The sequence below is a fragment of the Vibrio floridensis genome (assembly GCF_021852965.1).
GTDB lineage: Bacteria > Pseudomonadota > Gammaproteobacteria > Enterobacterales > Vibrionaceae > Vibrio > Vibrio floridensis.
In genome coordinates, this window is sequence record NZ_JAKGCY010000010.1 from 138084 (window position 1) to 158620 (window position 20537).

Sequence of the window (20537 nt, forward strand, 5' to 3'; positions counted from 1 at the left end):
AAAGACATACTGGTGACAAAACTCATCGATAGACAAGGTTAAATATCTGGGTTACTCGATAGGAGACCGATATGAAATTGACCTTTTCCCCACTGGGGCTACTGCTGCTGGTGAGCGCGCAGAGCTTTGCGTTGACCTTAGAACAGGGCGATCAGCACTGGCAGATTGACCCCGACACACTGGCCATCAGCCTCAAGCAAGACTCGCAAACTTTCGCCATCAACCAAGGCAGCCTACAGATTGACGGGCAGACGCAACAGGCAACGCAAGTAACCCAAAGCGCCGAGCAAGCCTCATGGACACTCAAGCCAAGTGGCGTGCAAGTGTCTGCGCAGTTGCAACAAGGGTTGAACATCGATTTTCGCTGGCCAAGTGCTCGTGGGATTGAACGCCAAGCACCTCAAGCACTGCGCTGGTTTGATCTCAGTGAAGCATCGACCCAAACGCTGTTACTGCCGTTTGACGAAGGAATGCGAGTGCCGACCGATAACCCGACTTGGACACGCTATTTGATAGACAATCATTCGGGCGCCAATACCACGCAAGATCTCAAAATGCCGTTCTGGAGCGCGCAGCAGGGCGAACGCTTCATCAGCTATCAACTGCTCAACGCCACCAATAACCAGCTGCACTTTAGTGAGCAGCAAAATAAGTTGGACTTACAAGCGGAGCACTGGTTTACCCTGCTGAACCAAAGTGAGCCTTTTAGCGTGCGCATCACCGTGGGCGATGAGATGCTGGCCGGAGCCAAAGCGTATCGCGACTGGCGCGAAGCCGCGGGGCTGCGTGTTTCACTTGCGGAAAAACGCAAGGCAAATCCGCAGATCGAAAAAATGATTGGCGCAAGCCACGTCTATCTATTCGGGCGTGATTTAATCGCAGTGCAAGATGTGGTGGATTGGTGGGGACTGCGCGATTGGTTTTGGCGCTCTGAGTTTACCCCTTCACCAGAATTACAAAAGGAATTGGCGAGCCTAAAAAAAGGCCCAGACTGGCTTAATCAGTATCAGAAAAAATTACTGGTCGGAGAGATAAGCCAAGCCTTAAACCAAAAGCTCAACGCCGACCCATTGTCGATTCAAGCGCAGTACCAAGCCGCGCAGCAGCGCAAAGCGTGGCTGACTGAACACGCTGGCGCATACCTCAAACCAAGCGATCAATGGGGACAAGGGTTAGCGCAACCCATGATCAGCACCCTTCAGCAAGCAGGATTAAGCAAACTCTGGCTAGGTCTTGATAACTGGATGCCAGCCTTTTATCAGCCGCAAGTGGTCGATAGCGCCAAACAAGCCGGCTATTTGATTGGCGTGTATGACTCATACAACACCGCGATTGAAAAAGGCATCAACGACAGTTGGCTGACCGCGCAGCTGCCGGATCGCATGCGCGAAAACTGCGCGATTGAAAAAGCCGATGGCACGTTACAACTGGGCTTTCGCGGTAACGGCTTTTATCTCAATCCCGCCTGTGAACTCGGTTACGTTAAACAGCGCGTGCAAGATATTCTCCATTTCGGGCGCTTTAACAGCCTGTTTCTCGATGTGGATGGCACCGCCATGGCGCGGGAAGATTACCGCTCGCGCAGCAACGAAACCGCGATGCTAGCCGCCTTTAACACCCGAATGCAGGATATTGCAAACACGCCGACGCTGATTTTGGGATCGGAAGATGGCAATGCCCTGACCACTCAAGGGCTGGTGTTTGCTCATGGTATGGAAACGGTCGGCTTTGGCTGGACAGACAAAGCGATGAAGAGTGACAAACAGTCACCCTATTATTTGGGCAAGTGGTATCCCGATGAAAAGCCGGATTTTTTCTTTAAATCAGCGCAAGTTAAAGAGCCCTATCGCAGCTTACTGTTTGCCCCAGAGTACAAAGTGCCGCTCTATCAAGTGGTGTTTCATGATGAGCTGATCAGTAGCCACCACTGGCACAGCGATAGTTTAAAGTTTTCCAATGTCAAAGCCGTGCGTGATTTGCGTGCCATGCTGTTTAACACTCCGGCGATGGTGCATTTAAGCCGTGATGAAACGCGTAAAAACTCCGCGCGTATCGAGCAACTTAAGCACTATCAACAAGGGTTTTTGCCCTTGCATGAGCAGTTGTGGGATAAAGCCTTGATTGATTTTCGCTGGCTGGATAAGCAAGGCCAAGTGCAACAAACACGTTTTAGTGACGGGTCAATCTTGATCGCCAATTTCAGCACACAACCATTTAGGTTAACACACGGACACACCATAACGCCCCACACGCTACTAGCTACGTTGAGTAATGGAAAGAGCTTTAGTTGGCAACCTATGCGATGAATTCCTACATATTACAACACATGATTGCTTTACCTCATCCAAAGTGATCTCTTGGGTTGACCAGTTTGCCAGACTAAGTGTCTGGCGATCTTGTTTATATTTTTCATTTATTTACCGACTAAATTAGGTAAGGCAACGAAAGATTTTATCTTAACTAACCCCTTTATTACTTTTATTTTGTCTAAGATCTCTCACTTTTATAATCACAATGATGACGGGGGAATTTTTTCATACATAATGACTATGAGTCTGAAATGGTTCATTTCAATTAGGTGAATATTATGACCACACACAACACTTCTAGTCTCTGGTTTACACTCGATTATAAAATCGCGTTCTTCTTTCCTGCTTAATTCCTACAATTAAATTAATTTTCAATACATTAGATATTACTTAATGCAATAAAACTCGCATACTAGTTTATTAGTACACTTTCTAGTCATTGAATTTTAATTTATCCACTTGTTCTTACCAGTTATTAGCCTGGCGCTTAATATGATATTTCGCGTTTATACACTGGTATTTTCAATCAATTTAAAACACTCGAGAATTAACAAACTATTCTTGAGGTAATAAGTATATTTAAAATTTCAGGAAACTATTATGGATAATTTTAAGCATCTTCCAGAACCCTTTCGTATTCGCGTTATTGAGCCAGTAAAACGCACCACTCGCGAGTATCGCGAAGAAGCAATTTTAAAAGCGGGCATGAACCCTTTCCTACTGGATAGTGAAGATGTCTTTATCGACTTGCTGACCGACAGTGGCACAGGGGCCATCACTCAAGATATGCAAGCGGCGATGTTCCGTGGTGATGAAGCGTACAGTGGCAGCCGCAGTTATCATGCATTGGCCAACGCCGTAAAAGACATTTTTGGTTACGAATTCACCATTCCGACACACCAAGGCCGTGGTGCAGAGCAGATCTACATTCCTGTGTTGATCAAAAAACGTGAAATCGAAAAGGGATTGGATCGCTCTAAGATGGTCGCCTTGTCAAACTACTTCTTCGATACCACCCAAGGTCACACGCAAATTAACTGCTGTGTGGCGAAAAACGTCTACACCGAGGAAGCCTTTGATACTGGCGTGAAAGCCGACTTTAAAGGCAATTTTGATTTAGAAAAGCTGGAAGAGGCGATTCTCGAAGCGGGCCCAGCCAATGTGCCATACATCGTCAGCACCATTACCTGTAACTCTGCTGGCGGCCAACCGGTGTCACTTGCCAACTTAAAAGCGGTGTACGAGATTGCTAAACGTTACGATATCCCAGTGATCATGGACTCTGCCCGTTTTGCCGAAAACGCCTATTTCATTCAGCAACGCGAAAAGGATTATCAAAACTGGAGCATCGAGGAAATCACCCGCGAAAGCTACAAATACGCTGATGGTTTGGCCATGTCAGCGAAGAAAGACGCCATGGTACAAATGGGCGGTCTGCTTTGCTTCAAAGATGAAAGCTTCCTTGATGTTTATACTGAATGCCGCACCTTGTGTGTGGTTCAAGAAGGCTTCCCCACTTATGGTGGCTTAGAAGGCGGTGCGATGGAGCGCTTAGCAGTGGGTCTATACGATGGTATGCGCCAAGACTGGCTAGCCTACCGAATTAACCAGGTGGAATATTTGGTCAATGGCCTCGAAAGCATTGGTGTGGTTTGCCAGCAAGCTGGTGGGCACGCGGCCTTTGTTGATGCGGGTAAACTGCTTCCTCATATTCCTGCCGATCAGTTCCCTGCCCATGCTTTAGCGTGCGAGCTTTATAAAGTCGCGGGTATCCGCGCGGTCGAAATCGGCTCGCTGCTACTCGGGCGCGATCCCGCGACAGGCAAGCAGCACCCGTGTCCTGCAGAGTTACTGCGCTTAACCATTCCACGCGCCACGTATACTCAAACGCACATGGATTTCATCATCGAAGCATTTGGTAAAGTCAAAGCGAATGCGGCAAACGTCAAAGGACTCGAGTTCACCTATGAGCCGCAGGTCCTTCGTCACTTTACCGCGCGACTGAAAGAAATCGACGCATAACACTCGCCAAAACGCAGCCCTACCGTGGCTGCGTTTTTTTGGCCAAAAAAAGATAACGATAAATTAAACAATAACGTGAAACTCAAGGATTATTATCATGTCAAAGCAACCCTCGTTAATTGGGGGAGCGTGCATTATTGCCAGCGTCTGTGTCGGCGCTGGAATGCTCGGCCTCCCCAGTGCAGGGGCTGGCGCGTGGACGCTCTGGTCTCTATTGGCTCTCACTCTTACCATGGTCGTCATGACGCTATCTGGTTGGCTACTGCTCGAAGCGTTTAAACACTACGAACTGCGGGTCTCCTTCAATACTGTCACCAAAGATATGCTCGGCAGCAAAGTAAACTGGTTCAACAATTTGATGGTTTACTTTGTGGGTGGCATTTTGCTGTACGCTTACATCACTTCTTCTGGTCTTATCTTGCAAGATGTTCTGCAAATAGACAGTAAAGTGGCCTCTATCTTGTTCGTTGCGGTATTTTCGGCCTTTGTTTGGCATTCAACACGCGCGGTTGACCGTATCTCGGTCATTCTCATTGTCTTTATGGTTCTCAGTTTTATCTTTGGCGTTTCTGGGTTAGCGATCAACGTCAAAACCTCCGTTTTATTCGATACCATCAATGAGAATGCCGATTACGCTCCCTACGCCATGGCGATGCTTCCCGTTGCTCTAACCTCTTTTGGTTATCACCATTCCGTCTCTTCTATGCGCTCTTATTACGGCGAAGAACGAAAAGCCAAATACGCCATTCTTGGCGGAACGATTATTGCGCTTAGCCTCTATTTCTTATGGTTACTGAGCATCTTCGGCAACTTACCTCGCTCAGAGTTTGGCTCGGTGATCGAACAAGGTGGCAATGTCGATGTGTTGCTCAAAGCGCTGGGTTCGGTGATTGAATCAGAGAAGGTCTCGCAAGCGATCAACGCATTCTCGATGGCGGCGATTCTCTCCTCTTTCATTGGCGTTGGATTAGGGGTGTTTGATTTCTTGGCTGATCTGTTTAAGTTTGGCAACTGCAAACGTGGCAGAAGCAAAACTTGGCTGGTGACGTTTCTTCCACCGTTGATCTTGTCGCTACTGTTCCCGTTTGGCTTCATTATTGCCATTGGTTATGCTGGCGCGGCGGCCACCGTCTGGGCTTGTATTATCCCAGTACTGCTCGCCTACAAATCTCGTTCGATGGAGAATGGCTATCAAGGCTTTGTGGTACCAGGAGGCATGTCAGTCCTCGTTCTGGTACTGGGTTTTGGTGTGTTAACCGCCATCTTCCATATGCTGGCCATGGCCAACATGCTGCCCACATTTACGGGGTAAAGATAACGCCAGCCACCTCAGGTGGCTGGCTTTTTGTTACAAATGCCAACTCCGCGTAATTTGCGCCTCAGCGACAAAATGATCGTCGTGACTCACCAAAATGAGTGCGCCTTGGTAGTGGGCCAGCGCGTGAGCCAATGCCTGTTTGGATTCCAAATCGAGATGATTGTCTGGTTCATCCAACAGTAGCAGAGACTGGTTGGGTACATGGCTTACCATCAACATCGCCAATTTCATTTTCTCACCGCCGCTTAGATGTGCCGCTTGCCGATCAACGCTATCTCGACGAAAACCGATCCCAGCAAGCAGCAGACGAGCCTCATTGCTGGTTATCCCTGAGCAAAAGTGGGTGAGATTTTCCAGCAAAGAGAGCTGAAGATTGATGATTTGGTAATGTTGGTCAAGATAAACCGCAGGCGCATAACGGCAAATCTCACCACTGTATTCCTCGTGAAGACCTGTCAGCGCTTTCAGTAGCCGACTTTTCCCCACGCCATTGGCACCAAACAAACGGCAGCGCTCTCCTTGTTTGAGCTGAAACGAGAGAGGTGTGTGCGTGAGCCCTTGCGTTCGATAATCCGTCACATTCAGTAACGTCCTCTTTTTGTGCTCATGCGTTTCAGACAAGTACAACTTTGGCTCTTCTTCTAGCACCAACTTCTGCTTTAAATTGTGTTGCAGATGCTGATTTCGCTTAAGTTGATTTTGCACCTTGATATTGGCACTCGCACGGCTATTTTCAGCGCTGTTTTTCATGCCGTCTGTCAATATTTTGGGTTGGCTACCAGACGCACGCTTTTTCTTACCTTGGCTTTCTCGCTTCTGCGCTTTCTCTTTGCTCTTTTGTATCTCGCGTTGTATCGCTTTTTGTTCACGTTGAAGGTGATTGAGCTTGCGAGTCACCGCCTCTTGTTGCGCCTGCCATTGCTGCTGATATTGTGCATAGTGACCATCAAACCAGTGCAACCCTTCTGACGTCAAACGCACTACTCGATCAACCGCCATCAACAAAGCGCGGTCATGGCTCACCAACAAGATTGGCCGCGACTCGTGCCTAATTTGCTCAATCAACCATTGTTTACCAATGTGGTCGAGATGGTTGCTCGGCTCATCGAGGATCAACACCTCATTGTCCCCCAAAAACAAGCGCTTTAAAGTAAGCATCGCAAGCTGTCCACCGCTAAGTTGCTGGCAACTGGCATCAAGTGGTTGCGTGATCCTGAGCTCATCAAGCAAAGCTTGCGTGGTGTGCTCAATCTGCCAATCTTCTTCCAGCTGTTCAAAATGGAGTGGATCCACACTGCCCTTTTCTATTTGCTTGAGGGCATTCAGTTTTTTGCTGATACCAAGGTATTGTGCAATAGAGCCTTGTGGCTTTTGATCGGATGCTTGTTGCGAGTAGTAGCCAATTCGTCCATGAGCAACCACGTGCCCTGACGTGGGCGCTCTTTGCCCCACCAGCAATTGCAGCAGAACAGACTTACCCACACCATTTCGGCCCACCAATGCCGTTCGTCCCTCGGCAAGTTGAAAATCAAGATGGTGAAATAACCATTCACCGCTGTTTAATTGATAGCTCAGTTGCTGAGCGTGAATAACGGGCATAGAGACCCCCTTACGATTCAAAGAAAGGTAAGAAGTCAGTAAGCATAATTACGCATGTCCTCTCGTGTTATGCCTCAAAGGCACCTACACGAAAATCGAAGCATAGGAAAACAAGATGTACAACAGAAACGCAATAACGCCGACTAACTCCAAGAGCCGAATGAATAAAGATCATCGGAATATAGGGAAGTTAGATGTTCATGTAGGCGTTATCTCCGCAAGAAAGGATGGCGAGAGGTTAACAATTGAACAAACGAGATGTCAAGTGCAACTCATGAATCAACACACAACAAAAAACTAAATAATGAAGCTCTAAATCAATGAATAAAAACAAAATAATCAATAAGAATATCTTTGTGACAATTGATAAGTATTTGATAAATCATAAATGCAACAAATGAGTATTGTGGTATTTTCGCCTGTCTCTATGCACATAAAATATACCTATTATTTCAATCGCATAGTTATTAAAAATACGTTAAATATCAATAAGGAAATTTGTGTGAAAAAGTTGGCATTATCTAAAGTTTTTCTGTTGGGCTTATTGGCCTCTTCGTATGCAAGTGCGAATGTATTGACAGGAGTAGTCGGCATTGGATATGGCTTTGGAGGCGATAAACTGGGTGAAGGCGTTTTCGTCAATGGCGATAGCGATGATATAAAAGCGAACGAAGGTATCTCTATTTTTGGCGGGGCGGATTTAGCGCTTCCACAAGATTTCTTGTTGCGTGGCACCCTAGGTTACAAATTTGACACCATTGATGCGTCAAACGGTGATATCTCATTCAGCCGAGTTCCTGTTGAGTTCACAGTTTTCAAGAGCTTAAGCAACCACAAATTGGGTGCCGGGTTTACCTATCACACCGCGGTTAGCTATGAGTGTAATGTAAGCGGGATCTGCAGCGGCGAAGTAGAATTCGATGATGCAGCCGGCTTGGTGGTGCAATATGAATACGCGTTTGCGCCTGGGGCTCTTGGCCAAATCGCGGTTGGTGCAAAATACACCAATATCGAGTATGAAGTTTCCTCAACAGGCGAGACTTTTGATGGCAGTGGCTTCGATATTCACCTTACCGTTTTATTCTAAAACCCATCTAAATCTACACCAATAAATCGGTGTTAATCTGTGTCATTTAGGGAAGAGATGCTCTCTTCCCTTGTTTCCTAGACGTTTCGTTATTTACCCCAATGGAAACGACGCGTGGTTTCTTCAATATCAGCACCGTTTAAATCAACAAACGCAGCCATTTCAAGCTGCGTTTTCTCTTGTTAGCGCATCACAAACCACTCTTCGTGGAAGCGCTGATGGATATCGACCCGATAAAGTTTTAGCGCTTGCTTTAAGGCATGCGAGAACGCCACAGGCCCGCAGAAGTAGAAATCATAGTCGCGCAGGTCACCGCATTGCTTAGCAATGTCTTCCGCAGTCAATAATGGGTCCACGCTCGCATCGATAATGGTCAGTGAAGCGTGAGCGGTGTGCGCTTTACGCTTAAGTTCTTCACACATCTGCGGATCCACTTTCTGGCAACAGAAGAAAAGATGCACGCGCCGGGAATGTTCTATTGCCGCTAAGGCGTCTAAACCAGCCATAAACGGGGCAATCCCAACGCCACCACCAATCCAGATCTGCGCTTTATTTGCCGAGAAATCAAACTGACCGTAAGGCCCTTCGATTTCAAGCCGCTCACCAACGCGGATTCGATCGCGTAAACCGGTGGTAAAATCGCCCAGTTCTTTAATAAGAAAACGCAGTTGATTGCCTTGCGCCGCACTGGCAATGGTAAAGGGATGAGGCTCTTCACCAGCAAAACGTAGATAAACAAACTGACCTGCTTTGTGTCCTTTCCATCGGTTTTCAACTGCGACAGTCAGATCCAACGTTTGGCTATTCGGGCAATAATGGATTCGAGTCACTTGGGCAGCATAGCGTACTTTCTTACCTATCAATCCAAATAAACTGTAGAGCGCAGCCAAGCTTCCCACGCTTAAAAACAATAACGTGACCCAATAAATAGGCGTGCCCAGATAGGCTTTTTTCAGCAAAATAAAAGCGTGCGCGGCAATGAACAGGTAAGCGACTAGCATCAATTGATGACTCAAGCGGAAGGATTTGTACTTCACGGCCGACCATAACGACACCACGACTAAGACAATCAGCAGATAAAATCCCCATTCCCCCATCGCCATAGCGACAGGTTTCGCTTGTTTTAACCAAACGCCCCATTCAGAAAGCTGGCCATGTGGGCCACTGCCATCGAAGCGAACCGGTTTTTCCAGCAGGTCGAGAGAGATTAACCATTTAGGTAAATGGTAGGTAAACCAATGAAACACACCGAGCGATAAACCCGCAATACCCAACCATTTGTGGATCCGATACCCTTTGTCGATTCCCTGAGTCCAACGCTCAATGGTCGGAAGGCGCAACGCGAGCACCATAGCGACAGAGAACATCATAAGTGCCAAGATGCCGGAGTATTGAACGAAGGCTGAGCGCCATTGAAACACATTTTGTGAAGAGAAAAGCGAAGGTTCGGCTTGCAACCACAAAAGCGTCACGATGACGACGGCTATCCCTATCGATTGTTTTACTCTGTCCATAACCAAATCCACTTAAATTATAAGGTTATTTTAGAGTAACAATCCTAACGTAAATCAACGTCGCCAGCATGTAAATTTGGGTAAAGGGTAAGTGCTAGAGTTCATCTGGCTGATGAGGGGGGTGAGAACAAGGCGAATAGTGCTCAATAATAAAGGAGCGCATTGCGCTCCTTAGTAAATAATGGCTTATTGTGCTCTTAAACGCTGCCAGTATTTCTCGTAAATGGCCAACGCTTCTGGGCCTACGTCGTTAATGAACTCACCCTTCTTCACATCCTCATCTGCTGGGAAAATCGTTGGGTTGTTTCTCAGTTCATCCGGTAATAGTGCACGTCCAGCTTTCGTTGCAGAGGCATATCCCAAGCTATTTACGATCTCTGCTTGATGCTCTGGCTGGTACATAAAGTTGATAAACTTATGCGCGATCTCTTTATGTTTGCTACCTGATGGAATGGTAAAGTTATCCATCCACATCACCGCGCCTTCTTCCGGCATCACAAACTTCAGCTCTGGCATCTCAACCTGGCCTTGGTAAGCGTTACCATTCCACTGCATACCAACTGAAGCTTCACCTGAAACGTACGGTACTTGCGGAGCATCTGAGTTATACAACAACACGTTGCCTTTTAACGCCACCAAAGAGTCGTATGCTTTTTTGATCTCTTCTTCATTCTTCGTGTTGATGCTGTAACCATTCAGTTTTAGCGCCATGCCAAACACATCACGAATATCGTCAATCAACATTACTTGCTGTGCGTATTTCTTGTCCCACAAATCTGCCCAACGGGTGACAGGTGCGTCAACCATGCTTTCGTTGTAGCTGATTCCGGTAATCCCCCAGATGTAAGGAAGAGAGTAGTCATTCTTAGGATCGTGAGCTTGACCGAGCAGACCGTCCATTGTGTCTTGCATGTTAGGAATTTTGCTGTGATCCAATTTTGCAAGTAAGCCTTCACGCCCCATTTTTTCAATAAAATAGGCGGAAGCAAAAACGACGTCGTAACCCGAGCCTTTCAATAGTTTGAGTTTGGTATACATCGATTCATTATTTTCAAATGTTGAATAATTAATCGTGACACCTTCTTGCTTTTCGAATGCTTTTAAAGAGGCTTCTGGTAAGTAACTTCCCCAAGCATAAACGTTAATTACCTCATTATCAGCTTGAGAAGCTGAGGTAAAAGCGAGCGCGCTCAGAACCAATCCTTTGACTAATAACTTCATAGTTTGCTGTCCAAACAATACCAGCACCATGCTGGGGGTCACGCGCATAATTAGGCAATTGTTAATGATTTGAAAGAAAAATTAATTATTCATTAAGATAAAAATTTGTTATCGGAAAAAACAGGGTTGATAACCAAGGGCTGAGAGGAAAATGCTTGTGCTAGCACGACTTTTTTGTGCTCAAAAACACTCGTTAAGTTGAGCAAAAAATGAAGATTTCATCCACAACTTGTCCTGCAATCCAAACATACAAATTGCCAATTCCTTTCTTTTTCATAAGATCGAAAACGCCAGCAAATTTGCTGGCGTTCTCCAACATGCTTTAAGAAAGCTTAGGCATTCAAACCTGTCGCTTCAGCTACTTGATCAACAACGGCACTTACCGCATTGGCTATCTCATGCAGTCTCGCCGCTTCTTCTGGGCTAAACGGGTGAAGCAGCACTTTCTCTACACCTTGACGGCCGATTACCGTCGGCAAACTTATCAGTACATCATGAAGGCCATACTGGCCAGTGAGCATAGTCCCAACCGGTAGGACCGACTTCTCGTTGATCATAATCGCTTGGATGATGCGAAAGACACTGGCAGAAATGCCATGTGTGGTGTTGTGTTTGCGTTTAAATATTTCGTATCCCGCTTGTTTTACCGACTCAAGCAGTTCGTCAGCATCGATACGTTTAATATGGTTGGTATCGCAATAGTAGTCTGCGGGTTGCCCTGCGATGGAAATCAGACTCTTTGGTGTAAAGCAGTGGCTGCCATGTTCACCCAATACGTAACCGAAAACATTTTTAGGGTCTAACTGCACTCGGTTGGCAACGATCGTCATCAGACGAGCTGTATCAATCACACAACCACTACTGATCACCTTACTTGGTTTAAATGTCGTATTTTTTATGATGAAGTGGCTGACCAAATCACAAGGGTTAGAAACCACGATTAAGATGGCGTTCGGTGCAACTCGTTCCACCTGTTTAGCAATATCAACGCCAATTTTTGCGTTGATTTCTGCGATGTCGATGCGAGTTTGTCCTTGCTTAATTTGTGCTCCAGCGGTAATCACAACGATATCTGCCGCCAAGAGATCGAGATAATTTTTTGTAGGGAGAATATGCGTATTTTTTGAAAAAGTGAGCGCAGCCGTATGGCGAAAATCGAACACTTCCCCTTCTGCACGCTCTAAGTTCTGGTCCAGTAGCACCAATTCACTGACACTTCCCATCGTGAGAAGATAGTTACAAATGCCCACACCCACTGAGCCAGCGCCAATTACCCCGATTTTCATCATCCATTCCCTGACATAGTACAACTTAGATCACAATTTTATGCTGATTAAGCCGCTAACTTCCATTTTATTTGGCCAATAAGACATAATTAAGTTGAAACATCTAGCTTCCATTCTCTTAACGACATATGAGTCGATAAATTGGCGAATTTTCGCTCTCTCTATACAGATTTTCGACTCTTCACTAACAAGCTTAGCTTACCATCGGTTCGGTACAAGATGAGCGAGAATAGAATTAAACCACAGCCGATCAACTTGTTTGAGGATAGAGATTCGCTGTACCACAGTACGCTCAGTATCACAGTCCAAACAGGTTCGAGGATCATGATAAGCGCCGCATTACCAGGATTGATCTGCTTTTGCGCCATTGTCTGCATCACGTATCGCAAGGCAGTAGCAAGAATAGTACTCGCCGCAAACCAAGCCCAGATAGTAGGATCTATCTGAGTCGGCACGCTTTCGAAGAGCACACTGGCCGACAAACCAATCAATCCCGTCACAAACAGTTGAATACAGGTTAAAACCAAGATGGGGAGTGTTTGCGAATATTTGCTATTGATATTGAAGTGCAAAGCCAAAACGACCGCATTAAACAGAAACCACAACTGACTGACCGAGCTCTGCCAACCATCCGCCAAAGAGAGGAAAGCCAACCCCGACGCGGCAATCGGCAAAGAGACCCAGAAAATGCGTTTGGGTCTTTGCTTAAACAGCACCCAAGCAACAAATGGCACCATCAACATGGAGAGGCTGAGGATAAATGCCCCTTCCCCCAAGGTGTCGCTGATGGAAATAGCGTGAATCCAACTCATCAGGGCCGTGGCTAAGAGTAATCCCACTAACGCTGCGGAGCGAATATCCCCCCAACTGGCTTTAAACAGAGAGCGATAACAAAAAGGGAGCAAGCAGAGTGCAGCGATTAAAAAGCGCAGGCCAATAAAACCAAATGGCGGTAGCCCTTGTATGGTCTCTTTAGAAAATATCCACCCAAAGGCAGAAAGGATCGTTGCAAGAATTAAAATGCTGGCAGCTTTACGTTCAGAATTCAAAAGTTTTACTCTTTTACTTGTTTGAAGAAGGTTCTCTTCGTTGGTTATTATTTCCCAGCATAAGCAGGATATTTATTGAGCAAAAACATAATGCCAAAACGCCGCCAATATCGCGACACAGTAGGCCAATAAATTCCCAATAAATGAGAATTTAATGGCCATTAATCACAAAGAAAATCAGATTGTTGGCGATAGGGGTTGAAGACGGGAGCACAGGCATTCGCAATGCAAATGAGACAACCAGAAAAATCACCACTCAATATGGATCGGGGTGCCCATCTTAACTAAACGGATAAACTCATCCATCTCTTGGTTGGTGAGCGCAATACAGCCGTTCGTCCAATCAAAGCTTTGCACAAATCGTGGATCTCGCTGTTCACCATCACGCAGGCCATGCACCTTGATGTCACCACCAGGAGAAAACCCTTTTTCCTTTGCCTGCAAGCTATCAAACGGATTCGGGTAGCTGATGTGTACAGATCGATAAAAGGCAGACTCTTCTGTCACATAATCCAGCGTGTAAATCCCTTCTGGGGTGCGTTGATCCCCTTCTTGAAGCTTATGCCCCTTTGGCTGCTTACCCAACGCAATTCGATACTCACGTATCACTTCCTCACCCGACATGAGGTAAAGTCTCCGTTTTGATTTATCCACTTTTACCCAGTCAACTTGCTCGCTTGCAAAGCAGCCAGAGCCAATGCAGAGTATCAATAGCATCAACAGTAATCGCATCATTCACCATTTAAGAAAAGCGTTTCCAACACTATACCGGACGAGCAAAAGAACGGACAACTGCGTGGTAGAAAACATCAAGTATGCGCTATGCTTTATGCATAGTCAGTGAGATTTGCTGGAAAATGCCAATGACACACCAACGCACATTTCCCTACTCCTTTGTTTTCTTTAATTTATATCGTTGGCTGGTTTGCACCATGGTTTTATGGATGTTTTCCCAGGTCGCATTGTCTTGCACGCTAACCATGGGATATAGAACCAATGAACGCTTACCGCTCATTGCAGAGTCACCCGATAACAGTGGCCTTTATTTAGACTTTTATTCGGTAGCCGCAGAACGCATAGGCTGTAAGCTCAAGATCATTAGGGGCCCCAAAAACCGCATTCTTAAACTACTAGAGGCTGGCGATATCGACTTCTATCCCGCTTTCAATTACAACGAAACACGAGCACGTTATACCTATTTCATTGAAAATGGTTTTCCGGGGGGAGAAATAGGGGTGTCACGTGTGGATTTTCCCGACATAACGGCATTATCACAGCTTGATGGCTACACCGTTGTACAAGCTTTGGGATCTCCCGGCTTTGCTACTGGGTTGAAAGGCGTCTCTATCTACTCCGCACCGGAAATGACCATTGCAGACGCCTTCGAACTACTGCGTAAAAAGCGGGGGGACTTTTACATCTATAATCGAGAATCTCTGCTCTACTATCTAAAACAAGAACAACCTCAAGATGTGAAAGTACATCCAGACTGTTGCGGAGGCATCCAACCCATCTATTTGGGTTTTTCCCGATACTCTTCCCACTATTCGGAAGTGCCTAATCTAAGCTTTGATGGCCGTCAGCCACAAAGCGTTATCAACTTCCCTACAGTGATCGCCTCGGATTGCCTCGCGTTTCGTTTTCAAAAAGAGCTGATGGAGATGAAAATCTCCGGCATCACTGACTCCATTTATCGGCAATACTACCATTGATTCTCTAAGGGCTAATTTGAGTTGGGTACAAGCTTAGCCGAAGCAGAGAGTCTAGTTTGGCAGCAGATCAGTAAAATCAGTGCTAAAGAGACACCAAACAAACTCACGTAAAAACTGCTGTAGTAATTAAATAGTTCACCAACCACGCCGACCGACAAACTCGACACCAGCATACTTAGCTGCAACATGTTGGAAAACAAAGTTGAAGCAGTACCTAACTTGTCTTTCATCATATCCTGCATGACAACCATCCCCAGCGTTGCGCACGTACCGATAAAAATACCATTGAGTAGCTGAGCAGCGATGAGATGTGTGTAGTCGGCAGCCACTAACATCACGGCGTAGAAAAGCACACCTGAAGCAATACCCACTTTCATAACGGCTAATGCGCTCCATCTCTTGGCTAACTTTCCAGCCCACAACATCACCGGAATCTCGCACAACGCAGCGACACCAAACAGAACACCAAGCCAGTTTGCGTCAACTTTCAGCTCTTGAGATAGATACAACGGCATCGAAACGATGTAAAGATTGTTGGCAGCAAACGCCAGCACAATAATAAGGCAATAAATAGCCACCAACGGATTGAGCGAACTTATCCCTTTTTTCTTTGGCCTTGTAGACTCTATTGGCTGACTTTGTTTGCGCTCTACATTAGGTATACCGATAGATATCACGAACACTGATGTCGCAATGATGATCGCGGCAACGGAAAAGGAGGCTTCAAAACCGTAACTCGCTTTGAGCAAAAATGCCAGCGGAGGACCAAACACCCACGCAATCGCAATACCGGCCCGCATGGTCGAGACGAAACTGGCACTATCCGCCACGTGGCGATCGCCATATTCTCTACCGAGGGCAAAAAGCTGACCAAATGCAGCGCCACTAATGCTCCCCAACAAAGCGACCACCGCAACGGCGACAAAATATTCATCAATAAAGATAAAACTGCTGATCGTGACCAATTGGCAACTTACCGAAAGAATAAGAATGCTTTTTCGCTTCCAACCGCGATCAGATTTCACGGCAATAAATTGCGATACAACGACCGAACTGACTACCGCTACCACCATATACAAACTCAGCATCACAGGTGTCGCATTGAGTTTTTCAACGAGAAACAAGCTCGTTAACGGGTAGAAGAACGCTCCACACAACCCGATTATTGTCGCGGTGAGAACAAATAAAACTGCGGTACGATCACGATACATGTGGTTTTCCAGCTGACTTCAAAGAATACATTTTAAGGGCTAGTCTAACGACTATAAGCTGAATAAAGTGGTGTCAATCCGCCTATCAGTAATACTATTCAGTCATTTGTAACTCTGAATTTGAGCGAATTGTGTCTCTCTACGGAGCTCTGTATGAAACCTTTTATAGAAAATATCCTCAGCGAAAGTAATTTTACCTGGCTGGTGAAAGAATATCGTTGTGATGGACCAATCGCTGATTTTGCCTGTCCGTGGCACTATCACGCTGAATATGAGCTGGTTTTATATTCAGATCCAGAGAGCATCTTCGATAGAAAGTACTTTGCGGGAGATGCCATTGAAAGAGCAACACACAACACGTTGTTGCTTTACGGACCTGGCTTACCACACATGGTCACAGGGACGGTCAACCATGCACATCACTCCCCCCATAGAACTATCATCATTTGGTTTAGTCACCAATGGATCGAAGACGTGATTAAAACCATACCTGAAGCACACTCCTTACTGCGTATGCTACGAGAATCAAAATACGGTTTACGCTTTAGTGAGCAAAGCTCTTTAATGGCAGCGCAACTACTAAGTTCTCTCTCTCAAAAGAGCAGAAAATTTCAAGCACTTGGCGTCATCGAGGCTCTTCTAATGCTTGCTGAAGATACGCTGTTCAAGCGAGTCTCTCATGCACCTTACCAACTAAAAACAAGCAGCGAGCACGAATCGACAAACAAACGCCTTCTACTGGCGAAACAATTTATTGAGAACAACTTTGCCAAATCAATCCGCATCGACGACCTGTGCCTTACACTTCATATGAGTGAGAGTTCTGCTTACCGTTTATTTGAAAAGCACTATGGGTGTAGTTTCTCGGAACATCTCAAACAGTATCGTATTGGTAAAGCATGCGAACAGTTGGTGAGAAGCGAACTGCCAATTCAGTTGATCGCGGAAGAAACAGGGTTTCTCAATCTCTCAAATTTTAATCGTCAGTTTAAGAAGGTAAAATCCATGACCCCTTCCGAATTTCGCGCCCAGTTCCGCTAAAGCTCTTTACCAAGCTAAATCGATGGAAAGTGTCGACATCTTCCGCGCAAATTTGGCTATAGATACCACTTTTTGTACTGTGATATACTTCACGCCCATTTATCATTGAGACTATCGTCATGAGTATTAAATCCGACATCCAACAACTGCACAACCGCTTAGATACCTTTCAACGTAAGCTTGATGCAGCTCGATCTCGCGGCGATCAGGAAATGATCACAAAGTTCACCGATGAAGTCGATCAGCTGTCTAAAAAGCTTTCTCAGTTAAAGCACAAGCAACAGTACGAAATGAATAAAGAGCGTAAAAGCATCCTCGATCTCCCATTCTCACGTGAAATAACAAAAGAAGAACAGGCAGACATTGGCAAACTCAAAAAACGAGTGAAAGGGCTTGTTATCGTTCACCCTATGACAAAAATGGGTAAAGAACTTCGTCTTGAAACCATGACGGGCTTCGCTCCACAAGCGTTTTAAAACACAGGTTAACATCTACAAGAGCCTCCAGCTGTGAGGCTCTGTCGTTTCTGAGAGAGCAACTGATGTAACCAAAAATCCGCCAACTCACACTGCAACATTCTAACTGTTACTAAATGTATTTAGATTAAACATCACACAGACAGAACAATAATAAAAAAACAACGATTAATTTTAAATGAACACATCGAATATATGACACTAGCAGAATTAAATACTAAAAATATGATTTTCAACACCATAAATCGTACTATTCTTCTATAGCCTCATGTTAAAAAAATGAATAAATCAAATGTCGCTCGAGTTTTTTCTCATTAACAATTAAATATGAAATTAATTTCTATTCAACAGTTGGAAAATAATTTCAAAATTAAAACCAATCAACCAAAAGCAAATTATCTATTTGTTTTTAATGAAATAATACAAATCCCCAAAAAATAAACATTCGATCTTTTTAGTATTTCATAGCCACCAATGGTTTATTTTCTCTAAATATCTAAGCAAAAAGAATGTGTAACAATATATATCATCAATTGAAATTGACGCAAATCAACCATACTAACATTTATATAACTAACATATTTATCTGATTTATTAATCTAATCAGGACTTCGATATGAAAAATAGGTGGTTAATTGCCGCTTCAGCCGTGGGTATTCACGGTTCTATTGGCTCTGTCTACGCATGGAGCGTATTCAATCTCCCTTTGGAACAGACCTTTAACTGGGACCGTTCCGCCGTTGCAAGCACTTTCAGTCTCGCTATTTTCTTTTTAGGGCTTTCTGCAGCGATCATGGGACATTTTGTTGAGCGACATGGCCCAAGAAAAGCAGGATTGCTAGCCGCAACATTTTGGGGAATAGGGTTGTTGATCGCTGGCTTTGGTACCTCTATTGGCAATATTTACTTGCTCTGGCTAGGCTACGGCGTCTTTGGAGGGATTGGCTTGGGGATCGGTTATATCACACCGGTCTCAACCCTAGTCAAATGGTTCCCGGATAGACGTGGTTTTGCGACAGGTCTCGCCATTATGGGCTTTGGCTTCGGTGCAATGATCGGTGGCCCGGTATTTGGCTACTTAATGGAAAACTTTTCTATTCCGTTTACCTTTTACTCTTCAGGTCTCGTTTACATGGCAGTGATGGCACTTTCTGCTCTTTACCTAGAGCGACCACCTGTAGGTTGGATGCCTGAAGGTATGAAAGAAGCCGTAGCAGCCGGAACTAAACGCGTAGTGCAAGATCTGACTCAACAAACCGCGAATGAAGCCGTTAAGACAGTCCCTTTTTACTGGTTGTGGATAATGATGTTTATTAATATTTCCTGTGGTATTGGGGTGATCTATTCCGCATCCCCGCTAGCGCAGGAAACGATTGGACTAAGTGCGACTGAAGCGGCGGCTGTTGTTGGTCTAATGGCGGTATTTAATGGAATCGGGCGCTTGGGATGGGCAACGCTGTCTGATTCATTAGGACGTGCCAATACTTATATCACGTTCTTTTTGCTGCAAATCGTCTTGTTTGCGACTTTGCCAAATATCAGTAGCGTTCTACTCTTCCAAGTGGTGCTGTTCACCATAATGACTTGCTATGGTGGCGGTTTCGCTACTCTGCCCGCCTTTATTGGCGACCTATTTGGCACCAAACAACTTGGTGCTATTCACGGTTACATCCTTACTGCATGGGCCGCTGCTGGCTTGGCAGGACCGCAAATCGCTGCGTACCTAAGATCAGTGACAGGAAGCTACGAGCTTACGCTTTACATCTTTGGCGGTACATTTGTCATCGCATTAGCTGTGGCGATGTTGATGAAAGGATATATCACCAGAGCACGAGATAATTTAGAAACAGCTACAGCCTAATCAACTCACTCAACATCCAATAATGCCGCTTTTTGCGGCATTTTCTTTATTAAAACAGACTATGATATACGCTCGCTGTCAGAGTATTTTGCGAGTTGGAGCTTGAATAAACTGCCTAAGATAGCCGAATAAATCTTAGTACACTCTGCTACTCCAGGAGCATAACCGTGTTGTTTTGTAGCCAAATCTGGCTACATCTCGAAACCAAGCATCAACATTCTCTAAAGCGATATGTCCTGGGGCCTTAAGGATCGTTTCGAAATTTAATTTTTCAATCGCCTTGTATTGTTTGAGATTGCTTAGCGTGGTTTGAGCGGGAAGTTATCCATGAAAAGCCCATGTGATCGAGCAGGTAATAGATAAAGTCAGGGTGGTAGTGCTGAGCAAATTCTTTCACGATATAGGCACCGGTAGGTCATCCAGCTCTTGGTTTTTCCTTCAGGCCCTCTAATTCTTCTTCAAGAAAAGTCTGAACCCAATTATTAACACTGGTTCGTTTCACCTTAAGAAACTTGGCGATTTGGGTGCGAAAGCGTCTATCTTTGAAATGAGCAAAGGCCAGCAGCCTCATTTTCATCTAAATAGATTTCTGCTGGCTTGCGAGCTTTTTAAAATCGATATTATTGAGGCTGTCCATAGCGACTAAGTCCTATCGTGAATGGCCTCAATCAGATCATATTTTCTTAGATTAGTATTATTTATCAAATGTCAGAAATGACGAAAGCCTGCAAATTACTTTGCAGGCTTTCTATGTAGTGGCGGAGAGATAGGGATTTGAACCCTAGGTACGCTATTAACGTACGCCGGTTTTCAAGACCGGTGCTTTCAACC

Annotated in this window: 18 protein-coding genes; 9 read left to right on the forward strand and 9 right to left on the reverse strand. The window is 45.3% G+C overall.

Features of this window, described 5'->3' with window-relative positions; all coding sequences use genetic code 11:
* Positions 1–71 precede the first annotated feature (71 nt).
* The 4 genes from LZU85_RS15215 (at position 72) to LZU85_RS15225 (ending at position 5643) form a co-directional block, all read left to right on the forward strand.
* Positions 72–2306: a glycoside hydrolase gene (locus LZU85_RS15215; protein ID WP_176299710.1), complete on the forward strand. Its 2235-nt coding sequence runs from the start codon at positions 72–74 to the stop codon at positions 2304–2306.
* 281 nt (positions 2307–2587) lie between these two features.
* Positions 2588–2659, forward strand: a complete 72-nt coding sequence (tnaC, locus tag LZU85_RS21180; protein ID WP_123776204.1) for a tryptophanase leader peptide — start codon at positions 2588–2590, stop codon at positions 2657–2659.
* A 250-nt stretch (positions 2660–2909) separates the two neighbouring features.
* Positions 2910–4331 carry a tryptophanase gene (gene tnaA / locus LZU85_RS15220; RefSeq protein ID WP_011081771.1) on the forward strand — a complete coding sequence of 474 codons (1422 nt, stop codon included), beginning with the start codon at positions 2910–2912 and terminating at the stop codon, positions 4329–4331.
* Positions 4332–4428: 97 nt separating this feature from the next.
* Positions 4429–5643 carry an aromatic amino acid transporter gene (locus tag LZU85_RS15225; protein WP_011081772.1) on the forward strand — a complete coding sequence of 405 codons (1215 nt, stop codon included), beginning with the start codon at positions 4429–4431 and terminating at the stop codon, positions 5641–5643.
* A gap of 36 nt (positions 5644–5679) precedes the next feature.
* Here the strand turns inward: LZU85_RS15225 and LZU85_RS15230 are convergent, their stop codons facing one another.
* Positions 5680–7248 (reverse strand): ATP-binding cassette domain-containing protein, encoded by a 1569-nt coding sequence (locus LZU85_RS15230; RefSeq protein ID WP_237287540.1) that lies wholly within the window; start codon positions 7246–7248, stop codon positions 5680–5682.
* A gap of 397 nt (positions 7249–7645) precedes the next feature.
* Between LZU85_RS15230 and LZU85_RS15235 the strand changes: the two genes are divergently transcribed.
* Positions 7646–8335, forward strand: coding sequence for a hypothetical protein (locus LZU85_RS15235; protein ID WP_225470382.1), 690 nt, complete (start codon positions 7646–7648; stop codon positions 8333–8335).
* Between the two features lie 182 nt (positions 8336–8517).
* On the opposite strand, the gene LZU85_RS15240 is transcribed toward LZU85_RS15235, so the two are convergent.
* From LZU85_RS15240 to LZU85_RS15260, 5 genes are all read right to left on the reverse strand, one after another.
* Positions 8518–9849, reverse strand: coding sequence for a ferredoxin reductase family protein (locus LZU85_RS15240; protein WP_237287541.1), 1332 nt, complete (start codon positions 9847–9849; stop codon positions 8518–8520).
* Positions 9850–10035: 186 nt separating this feature from the next.
* The gene (locus LZU85_RS15245; RefSeq protein ID WP_176299714.1) at positions 10036–11070 is read right to left on the reverse strand and encodes an ABC transporter substrate-binding protein; all 1035 of its coding nucleotides are present in this window, start codon (positions 11068–11070) and stop codon (positions 10036–10038) included.
* Between the two features lie 332 nt (positions 11071–11402).
* Positions 11403–12356 carry a lactate/malate family dehydrogenase gene (locus tag LZU85_RS15250; protein WP_176299715.1) on the reverse strand — a complete coding sequence of 318 codons (954 nt, stop codon included), beginning with the start codon at positions 12354–12356 and terminating at the stop codon, positions 11403–11405.
* A 161-nt stretch (positions 12357–12517) separates the two neighbouring features.
* Positions 12518–13405: a DMT family transporter gene (locus LZU85_RS15255; RefSeq protein WP_176299716.1), complete on the reverse strand. Its 888-nt coding sequence runs from the start codon at positions 13403–13405 to the stop codon at positions 12518–12520.
* A 249-nt stretch (positions 13406–13654) separates the two neighbouring features.
* Positions 13655–14137: a L,D-transpeptidase family protein gene (locus LZU85_RS15260; RefSeq protein ID WP_176299722.1), complete on the reverse strand. Its 483-nt coding sequence runs from the start codon at positions 14135–14137 to the stop codon at positions 13655–13657.
* 212 nt (positions 14138–14349) lie between these two features.
* On the opposite strand from LZU85_RS15260, the gene LZU85_RS15265 reads away from it, so the two are divergent.
* Complete coding sequence (locus LZU85_RS15265) at positions 14350–15117, forward strand: substrate-binding periplasmic protein (protein WP_237287543.1); 768 nt, start codon at positions 14350–14352, stop codon at positions 15115–15117.
* A gap of 11 nt (positions 15118–15128) precedes the next feature.
* Here LZU85_RS15265 and LZU85_RS15270 read toward each other — a convergent pair whose 3' ends face one another.
* Positions 15129–16328: a sugar efflux transporter gene (locus tag LZU85_RS15270; RefSeq protein WP_176299717.1), complete on the reverse strand. Its 1200-nt coding sequence runs from the start codon at positions 16326–16328 to the stop codon at positions 15129–15131.
* Positions 16329–16481: 153 nt separating this feature from the next.
* Between LZU85_RS15270 and LZU85_RS15275 the strand changes: the two genes are divergently transcribed.
* The 3 genes from LZU85_RS15275 to LZU85_RS15285 all read left to right on the forward strand — a co-directional run bounded on the left by LZU85_RS15275 (position 16482) and on the right by LZU85_RS15285 (position 19706).
* A complete protein-coding gene (locus LZU85_RS15275) occupies positions 16482–17369 on the forward strand; it encodes a helix-turn-helix domain-containing protein (protein ID WP_237287544.1) in 888 nt (295 codons plus the stop codon).
* A 119-nt stretch (positions 17370–17488) separates the two neighbouring features.
* Positions 17489–17845: a YibL family ribosome-associated protein gene (locus LZU85_RS15280; RefSeq protein WP_237287545.1), complete on the forward strand. Its 357-nt coding sequence runs from the start codon at positions 17489–17491 to the stop codon at positions 17843–17845.
* 616 nt (positions 17846–18461) lie between these two features.
* A complete protein-coding gene (locus LZU85_RS15285) occupies positions 18462–19706 on the forward strand; it encodes an L-lactate MFS transporter (protein ID WP_237287546.1) in 1245 nt (414 codons plus the stop codon).
* A gap of 271 nt (positions 19707–19977) precedes the next feature.
* Here LZU85_RS15285 and LZU85_RS15290 read toward each other — a convergent pair whose 3' ends face one another.
* Together LZU85_RS15290 and LZU85_RS21185 are read right to left on the reverse strand one after the other, a co-directional pair.
* The gene (locus LZU85_RS15290; protein ID WP_237287547.1) at positions 19978–20103 is read right to left on the reverse strand and encodes a winged helix-turn-helix domain-containing protein; all 126 of its coding nucleotides are present in this window, start codon (positions 20101–20103) and stop codon (positions 19978–19980) included.
* Between the two features lie 18 nt (positions 20104–20121).
* Positions 20122–20283 (reverse strand): helix-turn-helix domain-containing protein, encoded by a 162-nt coding sequence (locus tag LZU85_RS21185; RefSeq protein ID WP_176299721.1) that lies wholly within the window; start codon positions 20281–20283, stop codon positions 20122–20124.
* Between the last annotated feature and the right edge of the window lie 254 nt (positions 20284–20537).

Coding starts and splice junctions, on each gene's coding strand:
- LZU85_RS15230 (WP_237287540.1), bottom strand. CDS start 7,248: ATGCCCGTTATTCACGCTCAGCAACTGAGCTATCAATTAAACAGCGGT.
- LZU85_RS15245 (WP_176299714.1), bottom strand. CDS start 11,070: ATGAAGTTATTAGTCAAAGGATTGGTTCTGAGCGCGCTCGCTTTTACC.
- LZU85_RS15215 (WP_176299710.1), top strand. CDS start 72: ATGAAATTGACCTTTTCCCCACTGGGGCTACTGCTGCTGGTGAGCGCG.
- LZU85_RS15225 (WP_011081772.1), top strand. CDS start 4,429: ATGTCAAAGCAACCCTCGTTAATTGGGGGAGCGTGCATTATTGCCAGC.
- LZU85_RS15235 (WP_225470382.1), top strand. CDS start 7,646: ATGAGTATTGTGGTATTTTCGCCTGTCTCTATGCACATAAAATATACC.
- LZU85_RS15265 (WP_237287543.1), top strand. CDS start 14,350: ATGTTTTCCCAGGTCGCATTGTCTTGCACGCTAACCATGGGATATAGA.
- tnaA (WP_011081771.1), top strand. CDS start 2,910: ATGGATAATTTTAAGCATCTTCCAGAACCCTTTCGTATTCGCGTTATT.
- LZU85_RS15275 (WP_237287544.1), top strand. CDS start 16,482: ATGAAACCTTTTATAGAAAATATCCTCAGCGAAAGTAATTTTACCTGG.
- LZU85_RS21185 (WP_176299721.1), bottom strand. CDS start 20,283: ATGAAAATGAGGCTGCTGGCCTTTGCTCATTTCAAAGATAGACGCTTT.
- LZU85_RS15280 (WP_237287545.1), top strand. CDS start 17,489: ATGAGTATTAAATCCGACATCCAACAACTGCACAACCGCTTAGATACC.
- LZU85_RS15285 (WP_237287546.1), top strand. CDS start 18,462: ATGAAAAATAGGTGGTTAATTGCCGCTTCAGCCGTGGGTATTCACGGT.
- LZU85_RS15260 (WP_176299722.1), bottom strand. CDS start 14,137: ATGCGATTACTGTTGATGCTATTGATACTCTGCATTGGCTCTGGCTGC.
- LZU85_RS15270 (WP_176299717.1), bottom strand. CDS start 16,328: ATGTATCGTGATCGTACCGCAGTTTTATTTGTTCTCACCGCGACAATA.
- LZU85_RS15250 (WP_176299715.1), bottom strand. CDS start 12,356: ATGAAAATCGGGGTAATTGGCGCTGGCTCAGTGGGTGTGGGCATTTGT.
- LZU85_RS15240 (WP_237287541.1), bottom strand. CDS start 9,849: ATGGACAGAGTAAAACAATCGATAGGGATAGCCGTCGTCATCGTGACG.